The 10,366-nt window shown below is 55.2% G+C and carries 6 protein-coding genes, 3 tRNA genes and 1 pseudogene; 3 read left to right on the top strand and 7 right to left on the bottom strand.

Annotation, left to right across the window (positions count from 1 at the left end):
- Positions 1–628 precede the first annotated feature (628 nt).
- Both ACO6EE_RS09185 and ACO6EE_RS09180 read right to left on the bottom strand, forming a co-directional pair.
- Positions 629–703 (bottom strand) — tRNA-Glu (locus tag ACO6EE_RS09185).
- 12 nt (positions 704–715) lie between these two features.
- Positions 716–792, bottom strand: a tRNA-Arg gene (locus tag ACO6EE_RS09180).
- Positions 793–1,060: 268 nt separating this feature from the next.
- On the opposite strand from ACO6EE_RS09180, the gene dapE reads away from it, so the two are divergent.
- Positions 1,061–2,197: a succinyl-diaminopimelate desuccinylase gene (gene dapE / locus ACO6EE_RS09175; protein WP_485960731.1), complete on the top strand. Its 1,137-nt coding sequence runs from the start codon at positions 1,061–1,063 to the stop codon at positions 2,195–2,197.
- Between the two features lie 134 nt (positions 2,198–2,331).
- On the opposite strand, the gene aceF is transcribed toward dapE, so the two are convergent.
- From aceF to ACO6EE_RS09155, 4 genes are all read right to left on the bottom strand, one after another.
- A complete protein-coding gene (gene aceF, locus ACO6EE_RS09170; RefSeq protein WP_485960730.1) occupies positions 2,332–3,957 on the bottom strand; it encodes a dihydrolipoyllysine-residue acetyltransferase in 1,626 nt (541 codons plus the stop codon).
- A 35-nt stretch (positions 3,958–3,992) separates the two neighbouring features.
- Positions 3,993–4,610, bottom strand: coding sequence for a hypothetical protein (locus tag ACO6EE_RS09165; RefSeq protein WP_485960729.1), 618 nt, complete (start codon positions 4,608–4,610; stop codon positions 3,993–3,995).
- Positions 4,611–4,680: 70 nt separating this feature from the next.
- Positions 4,681–7,365, bottom strand: coding sequence for a pyruvate dehydrogenase (acetyl-transferring), homodimeric type (aceE, locus tag ACO6EE_RS09160; protein ID WP_485960728.1), 2,685 nt, complete (start codon positions 7,363–7,365; stop codon positions 4,681–4,683).
- A gap of 329 nt (positions 7,366–7,694) precedes the next feature.
- Positions 7,695–8,294 (bottom strand): Smr/MutS family protein, encoded by a 600-nt coding sequence (locus tag ACO6EE_RS09155; RefSeq protein ID WP_485960727.1) that lies wholly within the window; start codon positions 8,292–8,294, stop codon positions 7,695–7,697.
- 292 nt (positions 8,295–8,586) lie between these two features.
- On the opposite strand from ACO6EE_RS09155, the gene ubiM reads away from it, so the two are divergent.
- Positions 8,587–9,759, top strand: coding sequence for a 5-demethoxyubiquinol-8 5-hydroxylase UbiM (gene ubiM / locus ACO6EE_RS09150; protein ID WP_485960726.1), 1,173 nt, complete (start codon positions 8,587–8,589; stop codon positions 9,757–9,759).
- A gap of 189 nt (positions 9,760–9,948) precedes the next feature.
- Positions 9,949–10,024: transfer RNA gene (locus ACO6EE_RS09145), tRNA-Thr, on the top strand.
- A 20-nt stretch (positions 10,025–10,044) separates the two neighbouring features.
- On the opposite strand, the pseudogene ACO6EE_RS09140 reads toward ACO6EE_RS09145, so the two are convergent.
- A pseudogene (locus ACO6EE_RS09140) lies at positions 10,045–10,305 on the bottom strand (tyrosine-type recombinase/integrase); the annotation flags it as partial.
- Positions 10,306–10,366: the final 61 nt, after the last annotated feature.

The following is a 10,366-nucleotide window of genomic DNA, read 5'->3' as shown; positions in this document are numbered from 1 at the left end:
AAAAACCTTGCGGGATTGGTGTGGAATTTAGGGCTAATCTAGTACAGCCCCAAACATAATGCAACGCAGTTTCTGCGAAGCTAAAATTTTCAGGTAGCCTTTTTACTGAATAGATATCTATACTTTTCCACAATTAAAATCTTTCCCCTCTGGGGCTCAATGCAATGCCTGTATAACTTAGGCACAAAGAATATTTGGAACAACCGCCAAAGCGCATAGTCTACCATTCAGTCTCAATTTTATTTGCTTATGTTCCTGCTACTATTTTGCATGAAAATGAAAACCGACCGCTTAATCACAGGCAAACTGTCGATTGCACAATAACGCAATTGGGCAAACCATATGCTATTTGTTTTTTTACCGAATTGAAGCCATGATAAAACCCTTCTCCAATAAATTGAAGAAGGCAATTGCAGCATAAGCAAGATTTTGAGGGATTTTATTGATCGGCCTAATGCAATCGCTGATGCAAATCCAATGTAACCATCGTAAAAGCCGAACAGAACGCGAACTACCTAGAACAAACGATAAAAGGCAAATTAACAGAAGAAGGGGCATACTAACCTGTTAACTTTTAGAGATAAAAAATAAACTCTTACTATATTTATAGTAAGAGTTTACCAAAATCTGGCACGCCCACGGGGAATCGAACCCCGGTTACCGCCGTGAAAGGGCGATGTCCTAACCGCTAGACGATGGGCGCGGAGAAATCTTGTGGCGCACCCGGAGCGATTCGAACGCCCGACCCTCTGGTTCGTAGCCAGATACTCTATCCAACTGAGCTACGGGTGCGCTGTGAAGTTTTGAATTATAGTCAGGCTTAATTTTCAAGTCAAGCTATTTCGCCGAAAATATTCCCTATTTGTGCATAATATTGGCTAGCTGTTTCATTCATCAGTGAAAATAAATGTGTTGAAAGCTGTTTCATCAATAGCTTTGAATCGTGTTGCTTAATTTTCAGGTAGCCTTCCCTCTCTGTACAGGCTACTTATAACTTGGCAAATTCCAGCAAACCCGCTATAACCCAGCCTCATCACTATCTATTCCAAGCTCTGCCCATATGTCCAAAACCACCTCCCTCCAGCTAGCCAAACAGCTTATCGCCCAAGCCTCCGTTACTCCGGATGATCATGGCTGCCAAGAGATCATTGCCGAACGCCTGCGCGCCATTGGTTTTTCTATTGAACCCACGCCATTCGGACGTACACAAAACCTGTGGGCACGGCGCGGCAGCGGTGCGCCGCTATTGTGTTTTGCCGGTCATACCGATGTTGTTCCGCCTGGCCCTACCGAAGCATGGGCATCTCCGCCGTTTCAGCCCACCGAACGCAACAGCAAACTTTACGGGCGTGGTGCAGCCGATATGAAGACCAGCATCGCCTGCTTCGTTACCGCCTGCGAACGCTTTATTGCACAGCATCCACAATTTTCAGGTAGCCTCGCCCTGCTGATTACTTCAGACGAAGAAGGCGACGGCAAAGATGGTACCGTGCGCGTGGTGGAAACCCTACGTGCACGCGGCGAGTATATCGACTACTGCATCGTTGGCGAGCCTACCGCCGAGCACACCCTCGGCGATACCATCAAAAACGGCCGGCGCGGCTCACTTTCAGGTAGCCTCACCATCCACGGCAAACAAGGTCACATCGCCTATCCCCACCTCGCCGCCAACCCCATCCACCTTGCCGCCCCCGCTCTGGCCGAGCTCACCACTGAGCATTGGGACAACGGCAGCGCCTACTTTCCGCCCACCAGCTTCCAAATCTCCAATATCCACGCCGGCACCGGCGCTACCAACGTTATCCCCGGCGAGCTATCCGTCCAGTTCAACTTCCGTTTTTCCACCGAATCCGATGCCGAAAGCCTGCAACGCCGGGTAGAAGCCATCTTGGAGAAACACCATCTACATTACAGCCTACAATGGCAGCTCTCCGGCCAACCCTTCCTAACCGAGGCCGGCCGCCTCACCCAGGTCGCCCAAGCCGCTATTGCCGAAGAATGCGGCATTCAAGCCACACTCTCCACCGGCGGTGGCACCTCAGACGGCCGCTTCATCAAAACCATTGCCCGCGAACTAATTGAGCTTGGCCCGGTGAATGAGAGCATCCACCAAATCGACGAGCACATCGAGATCGATGCTATCCCCCGCCTCTCCGCCATCTACGAAAACATCCTACGCCGCTTGCTGCTCGATTAAACCTGCTGGATATTTCACCCGAATGCCACAAGATTTCAGATAGCCTATTTACCTACAGACTACCTGCCTCGCACCGTAACAACAAAAAGGCTACCTGAAAATCTTCAGGTAGCCTTTTAATCATGCCCAAACGCTTACAGGGAAATACGGCGGAAGTCTTTGAGCAGGTTAGCCAAGAATACGGTGAAGCGCATGCCGGCGGCGCCGTCGATCACACGGTGGTCGAACGACAGGGAGAGCGGGCACATCAGGCGGGCTTCGAAATCGGAGCCGTTCCACACCGGTTTCATCTGAGATTTGCACATGCCCAAAATGGCTACTTCGGGGGCGTTCACAATCGGGGTGAAGCCGGTGCCACCAATACCGCCTAGGCTGGAAATAGTGAAGCAAGCGCCCTGCATTTCCTGCGGTTTGAGCTTGCCTTCGCGGGCTTTTTTGCTCAATTCGCCCAGCTCGATGCTGATTTCTTTAAGGCCTTTTTTATCCACATCTTTAATCACAGGCACCACCAAGCCATTGGGGGTGTCGGCGGCAAAGCCGATGTGGAAGTATTTTTTCAACACCAGGTTGTCGCCGTCGAGCGAGGAGTTGAACTCGGGGAAGGCTTTGAGCGCGGCCACGCTGGCTTTGATGATGAAAGCCAATGGCGAGAGTTTCACGCCTTCGCGCTCCCACTCTTTGTTGAGCTGTTTGCGGAAGCTTTCCAGCTCGGTCATGTCGGCTTCGTCGTGTACGGTAACGTGCGGAATCATTACCCAGTTGCGCGACAGGTTTTGGCCGGAAATCTTCTTGATACGGCTGAGCTCTTTCACTTCGACTTCGCCGAATTTGGCGAAATCCACTTTCGGCCACGGCAGCAAATCCAAGCCGCCGCCCAAAGAAGCACCGGCAGCTGCAGGCTTGCCTGCACCGCCCTGCATGGCGGCTTTAACGAAGGCTTTGATGTCGTCTTTGGTGATGCGGCCTTTATTGCCGCTGCCTTTCACCAAGCTCAAATCCACGCCCAGTTCGCGCGCCAGTTTGCGGGCGGAGGGGCCGGCATGGGCTTTGGCGAAACCGGCTTCGTTCACGGGTGCGCTGCCATAGGCGGCGGTAGCCGGAGCGGCAGGCGCAGCAGGGGCAGGAGCCGGAGCTGCAGCAGGCGCGGGAGCGGCTTTGGGCGCTTCGGCCGCGGCGGGAGCAGCAGCGGCAGGTGCGCCGGCAGCGGCTACGTCGATGATGATGCTGCCTTCAGACACCTTGTCGCCCACTTTGATGTAAACGGCGGTAACGGTGCCGGCAGCGGTGCTAGGCACATCCATAGTAGCTTTGTCGGTTTCCAGAGTGATCAGGGTGTCGTCTACGGCCACGGTGTCGCCCACTTTCACTTCCACAGCAATCACGTCCACATCGGTGTGGCCGCCGATATCGGGCACGGCTACCTGAACATTGGCGGCGGCGGCCGGAGCTGCGGCGGGCGCAGCAGGTGCGGGAGCGGCTTCGGCCTTGGGTGCGGCAGCCGGAGCGGCAGCAGCGCCTGCACCGGCGGCTTCCACCAGTACAATCACATCGCCTTCGGAGACTTTGTCGCCTACTTTCACCTTCACTTCTTTCACGACACCGGCCGCATCCGCAGGCACGTCCATGGTGGCTTTATCGGTTTCCAGGGTAATCAGTGTGTCGTCTAGCGCGATCGTGTCGCCGGCTTTGACTTCCACGGCAATAATATCTACATTTTCGTGTCCGCCGATATCGGGGACCTTGATTTCTACAATACTCATAAGAGTTCCTTTTGGTATTCGGTTGGATTGGTTAATTAACGCCTTCTTCGGCAGCTGACCGCGTCTTGCAATTCCACCGGCTTCAGCTCGCCCTGTGTGCCGACTTCATATGCGGCCACGGCACAACGCTCGCCTTGCAGGCCGATCACTTCGTAATCATGTCCGGCTTGGGGCACGAATGAAGCCATGCGGGTGTTGCACGAGCCTTCGTGTTGGATGACGGTTTCGGTAGCACCTTCCATCACATTCCGCAAGCCGATATAGGCGGCCTGTACGTTCACGGCTTTGCCGGCCGGCACTGCATACTCGCGGAAAAATGCCCGCGAGAGGATACCGTTCATTTGTCCGATGTTCTTGCTGTGTTCGGTTTCGGCTATGCCCAAACTGCGACTTCTGGCCGTACCGGCAAACGAGCCGAATGCATCACCCAAACTGCCGCCCACGTTCACTTTATGGCCGCGGCGGGCTCGCCGATCTTCGGCTTCGCAGTCGATGCCGCTCACCATAATGGTGGGCTTTTGGTTTTGGCCGTAAAGGCGCACACGTGCTTGGGTGCTGCTGTCGTAGCTGGTGCTTTCTTCCTGCACCACCGGCGCATTGGAAGCGCAAGCAGCCAGCAAGGCGACGGAGCATACAACGAATAAGGGTTTCATATTTTCCTTTTCTGTTTTTCAGGTAGCCTCTGCCGCGGGGGCAAGGCTACCTGAAAACTTCAGGCCGGGATTAGCGTTTCCAGCTGGGGGCAACTTCGGTTTGAACGCCGTATTTCTCGATGGCTTTCTGCACCACGTCTTTACCCACTTTGCCCTGTTTGGCCAAAGCGTCCAGCGCGGCCACAGCCACATGGTAGCGGTCTACTTCGAAGAAGCTGCGCAGGTTGGCGCGGCTGTCGGAGCGGCCGAAACCGTCGGTGCCGAGCACTACATAGTCGCCGTTTTCTTTGGGGATGTAGGCGCGGATGCGGTCGGCGAAGCTGCGGATGTAGTCGGTAGCAGCTACAACCGGGCCGGCATGGCCTTGCAGCTGCTGGGTAACGAAAGGCAGCTTTTGCTCGGCAGCCGGATGCAGGCGGTTCCAACGGTCGGTTTCGATGGCTTCGCGGTGCAGCAGGTTGAACGAGGGGCAAGACCAGATGTCGGCTTCTACGCCGAAATCGTTTTTCAGCAAATCGGCAGCGTGGATCACTTCCTGCAGGATGGTGCCGGAGCCCATCAGCTGAACGCGTTTGTCGCCTTTGCCGCCTTCGCGGAACAAGTACATGCCTTTGAGGATTTCCTGCTCGATGCCTTTGCGCTGCGGCATGGCGGAGTGGGCGTAGTTTTCGTTCATCAGGGTGATGTAGAAGAATACGTCTTCGTTATCCACATACATGCGTTGCAGACCGTTGTGTACGATTACAGCCACTTCGTATTGGAAGGTGGGGTCGTAGCCGACGCAGTTCGGAATCAGGTCAGCTTGCAATTGGCTGTGGCCGTCTTCGTGTTGCAGGCCTTCGCCGTTGAGGGTGGTACGGCCTGCAGTGCCGCCCAAGAGGAAGCCGCGGGCGTGCATGTCGCCGGCAGCCCAAGCCAAATCGCCGACACGTTGGAAACCGAACATTGAGTAGTAAATATAGAACGGAATCATCGCATAGCGGTTGTTGGCGTAAGAGGTTGCCGCAGCAATCCAGTCTGCCATCGCGCCGGGTTCGTTAATACCTTCTTGCAGGATTTGACCGTCAACGGATTCTTTATAGAACATCAGCTGGTCTTTATCCTGCGGGGTGTACTGCTGGCCTTTCGGGTTCCAAATACCGTATTGGCGGAACATACCTTCCATACCGAAGGTGCGGCTCTCATCAGGCACAATCGGCACGATGCGGCGGCCGATTTGCTTATCTTTCAGCAAGGCAGCCAAGATGCGTACGAAAGCCATGGTGGTGGAGAATTCGCGATCGCCGCTGGATTGCAGCTGGGCGTCGAAGGTTTCCAGAGCCGGGATCGGCAGGGCTTCGTTGTTCGGATTACGTGCCGGCAAGTAGCCGCCCAAGGCGTTGCGACGTTCGCGCAGGTATTGCATTTCCGGGCTGTCTTCAGCAAAGCGGAAGTAGGGCAAGTCGCCACTGTCGATTTGCTCGTCGGTTACCTGAATACCGAAGCGGTCGCGGAATTGTTTGAGCGACTTCACGTCCATTTTCTTGGCTTGGTGGGCAACGTTTTGGCCTTCGCCGGATGCACCCATGCCGTAGCCTTTGATGGTTTTGGCCAAAATCACAGTGGGGCGGCCGTCGGCGTTGTTTACGGCTTCATAATAAGCGGCATAAACTTTGTGCGGGTCGTGACCGCCACGGTTCAAGGCCCAGATTTCATCGTCCGACATATCGGCCACGAGGGCTTTCAGTTCGGGCGTGTTGAAGAAGTGTTCGCGAACATATGCGCCGTCTTTGGACTTGAAAGTTTGGTAGTCGCCATCCAGGCATTCTTCCATGCGCTGTTTCAGGGCGTGGTTGGTGTCGCGTGCCAAGAGGCCATCCCAGCGGCGACCCCAAATCACTTTCAACACATTCCAGCCTGCGCCGCGGAAGTTGCCTTCCAGTTCTTGGATGATTTTGCCGTTGCCGCGCACCGGGCCGTCCAAGCGCTGCAGGTTGCAGTTAATAACGAAAATCAGGTTGTCCAAGCCTTCGCGGGCAGCCAAAGCGATAGCGCCTTGGCTTTCCGGCTCGTCCATCTCGCCGTCGCCGCAGAAGCACCATACTTTGCGGCCTTTGGTTTTGGCCAGGCCGCGAGACTCCAAGTATTTCAGGAAGCGGGCTTGGTAAATCGCCATCAACGGACCCAAGCCCATGGATACAGTGGGGAACTGCCAGAAATCAGGCATCAGGTGCGGGTGTGGATAAGACGGCAGGCCGTTGCCACCCACTTCTTGGCGGAAGTTGTTCAGCTGATCTTCGCTCAGGCGGCCTTCCACGAAGGCGCGGGAATAAATGCCGGGAGCAGAGTGGCCTTGAACATAAATCAAATCGCCTTCTTCACCGGCAGCTTCATCTTTGGCACGCCAGAAGTGGTTGAAGCCCACGTCATACAAAGTAGCGGAAGACTGGAAGGAAGCGATGTGGCCGCCCAATTCCAAATCTTTTTTACCGGCACGCAGCACCATGGCGGCGGCGTTCCAGCGGATGGCGGCGCGGATGCGGTGTTCCAGCTCTTGATTGCCGGGCGATTTCTGCTCCTTGCCGACCGGGATGGTGTTCAGATACGCAGTGGTAGCACTAAACGGCAGGTGCACGCCGCGGCGGCGGGTGTAACGCACCAGGTTCTCCAACAGAAAATGCGCCCGCTCCGAGCCTTCGTTTTCTAGCACGGAACTGAGCGCATCCAACCACTCCTGGGTTTCAATCGGGTCGATATCATGTTTTTCGGCAGACATAAATCCTTATCCTCTTTACTTGGGTTAATCAATGAGCTTCGCTTTTTCGTTTGGCAACACAGTAAAAATCGGCCATAAAAGCATATGCTTAAATAGCCGAACCGGGAAACTGTTGTTTTCCGAAAATTTCCACCGCGCCGACAATGCTGCAACACTCTGTATTTCCGTGGAATATTAACAGTCTTGCGCCTGATTGGCAACGTTTTTATTCAGGCTTTTAAAGCCTTTATTCTTCAAGGCACAAACCCTGTTCCAGCACCCCGCTGCCTAAAAAATCATCCGAAAACAGCCTGGGATAGCTTATACATAAAACAACAAAACAGAAACGCCTACCCCGTGCGCCGTTTGCGCAATAAAATGAGTACCGCCCCATCGTTCGCACCATGCGGCTCGGCATAAGCCAGCACTTCCGGATGTGCCATCAGCCAGCGGCGCACCAAGCTTTTCAACACCGACACAAAGCCGTGCGAACCCAGCCCGCTGCCGTGCACGATTTCCGCGCACACCCCGCGCCGCAACACTTCCTCAATAAACTCGCTCAACTTCCGCTGCGCCTCCTCGCGTGTGCAACCGTGCAAATCTAAACGCCCCACGCACGGCCAATGCCCGGCCACCAGGCGGCGGATGTCGTCTTGCCCGCGGCCGTTTTTGCAAAATGAACGTGGCGGCTCGTGCTCGCTGTCAGCGCTCACGTAGAAATATTCCTCCTCATCCCATTCCATCACATCAAACCGCCGCTTCAAAGGCTTATTGTCTTTCGGCGCAGCCACCCGATTACTGTTTTTCAGCGGCATAACCTTGCCCACTGCCGCCGCAAAATCCGGCTCGTCCCGACGCTGCCGCTTAGCCTGCGCCGCAGCCTCTTCCTGCCGCCGCTTTGTCTCCTTACCCAATTGCTGCAACAGCTTTTGCGTATCCTGTTTGTCCATGATCCGGCTCCATATCTGATTTCATTTTTTCACCCAGCTATTTTATAACCGAAGCAGCACCAGCGAATACCACCACACAATTTTCAAGTAGCCTGATTGCAAATAGGCTACCTGAAAACTTGAAACTTCATGCTGCAACATGGCAATGCCAATCTATCTATTTTTCAGGTAGCCTAACCCCTCGTAAAGGCTACCTGAAACCAGTTTCGCCACACTGCCCCGCAGCCGCCCGCATACTTGCGGTATAATCCGGCACAACCTATTTTCCTGCCACCCCAAGAGGAGCTTCACCATGCAGCACACTTGCGATATCGTCGTTATCGGCGCCGGCCCGGCCGGCCTCAGCTTCGCCGCCGCAGCCGCACTCAGCGGTCTGAACATCCTGCTCATTGAGCAAAGCAGCCAGGAAACTTTGGCCAACCCGCCCTACGACGGCCGCGAAATCGCCCTCACCCACCCCTCGCGTGGCATCATGGAAAAACTCGGCCTGTGGCAGCACATTCCCGCCGAAGGCATCTACCCGCTCAAAGCCGCCAAAGTGATTAACGGCAGCTCCCCCTACACCCTCAACTTCCCTCCGCCCACCGACGGCAAAGGCCAGCTCGGCTTCCTCATCTCCAACCACGACATCCGCCGCGCTGCCTACCAAGCCGCCAGCCAGCATGAAAACGTCCATTTCCTCACCGGCCATAAAGTGCAGGAAGCCGTAAACGGCGAAGAGAGCGTGAGCATCCTGCTCGACAACGGCGACACCGTATCCGCCCGCCTGCTCATCGCCGCCGACAGCCGCTTCTCGCAAACCCGCCGCCAGGCCGGCATTTCCGCCGACATGCACGACTTCGGCCGCACCGTGCTCGTGGCTCGTTTCTCGCACACCACCTCCAACGAAAACACTGCCTACGAATGCTTCAGCTATGGCCGCACCATCGCCCTGCTGCCGCTTGGCGAACACATGACCAACTGCGTCATCACCATCGACAACCGCCGCCTGCACGAAATCACCGAGCTCAGCCCCGAAGCACTGGCCGCCGACCTTGAGCAACATCTGCAAGGCCAGCTCGGCAAGATGACCCCGGCCGGCAGCATCCACACCTATCCCTTGGTTGGCGTACACGCCCGCCGCTTCTCCGCCCGCCGCACCGCCCTCATCGGCGACGCCGCCGTGGGCATGCACCCCGTTACCGCCCACGGCTTCAACCTTGGCCTCGCCAGCGCCGACATCCTGGCCGGCCTCATCGTGCAGGCTGCCGCTTCCGGCCAAGACATCGCCGACACCAAGCTTTTGGAAAAATACGAAGCCAAACACATCCTGCACACCCGCGCACTGTATCACGGCACGAACTTCGTGGTGAAACTCTTCACCAACGAAACACCGCCCGCCAAATTCCTGCGCAATACCGTACTGCGCCTGAGCAACCACCTGCCACCGGTGAAAAAACTGATTACCAAACAGCTCACCGGTTAGTCTGCTGCCGCTTCAGCGCCGCAACCATATTTTCAGGTAGCCTGTTCCCGCAACAGGCTACCTGAAAACATTTGCTGCTCTACTCTATTCTTAACCCCTATCCAAGTTGCTGCAAAACCACGCTTCTCCCATTTTTTTGCCGCACCACTTGCCAAATGCACGCAACATCGGCATAATTCTCCGCTTCTTGCCGGTGTAGCTCAGTTGGTAGAGCACCTGACTTGTAATCAGGGGGTCGCGAGTTCGATTCCTGCCGCCGGCACCATAATTCTAATCGCAAATCAGCTAGTTAAGTTGGTTTGCGATTTTTCTTGTCTGTATACTCTCTGGCACTTTGGACAAATTTTGGACTAACTCGACTCCGGGGCGTAGGTCTGAATCAATCAATCTGGCGTGTTGCGAAAGGTGTTCCGGTGCCAGGTGGGCATACCTTTGCACCATTTCGATACTTTCCCAGCCGCCCATTTCTTTTAGCGCTGCTAGGGGTGTACCCTGCTGGACTAGCCAGCTTGCCCAAGTGTGCCGCAGGTCGTGCCAGCGGAAATCTTGGCATAAGTAACAAAATAGGTGCTACTCATCATCAGAAACAGAGAAATAATCCTTAATA

This window comes from Eikenella sp. (assembly GCF_057315495.1).
Note: the sequence above shows the minus strand (reverse complement) of the source record. Positions and strands in the feature narration are given on the sequence as shown.

Coding starts and splice junctions, on each gene's coding strand:
- dapE (WP_485960731.1), top strand. CDS start 1,061: ATGTCCAAAACCACCTCCCTCCAGCTAGCCAAACAGCTTATCGCCCAA.
- aceF (WP_485960730.1), bottom strand. CDS start 3,957: ATGAGTATTGTAGAAATCAAGGTCCCCGATATCGGCGGACACGAAAAT.
- ACO6EE_RS09165 (WP_485960729.1), bottom strand. CDS start 4,610: ATGAAACCCTTATTCGTTGTATGCTCCGTCGCCTTGCTGGCTGCTTGC.
- aceE (WP_485960728.1), bottom strand. CDS start 7,365: ATGTCTGCCGAAAAACATGATATCGACCCGATTGAAACCCAGGAGTGG.
- ACO6EE_RS09155 (WP_485960727.1), bottom strand. CDS start 8,294: ATGGACAAACAGGATACGCAAAAGCTGTTGCAGCAATTGGGTAAGGAG.
- ubiM (WP_485960726.1), top strand. CDS start 8,587: ATGCAGCACACTTGCGATATCGTCGTTATCGGCGCCGGCCCGGCCGGC.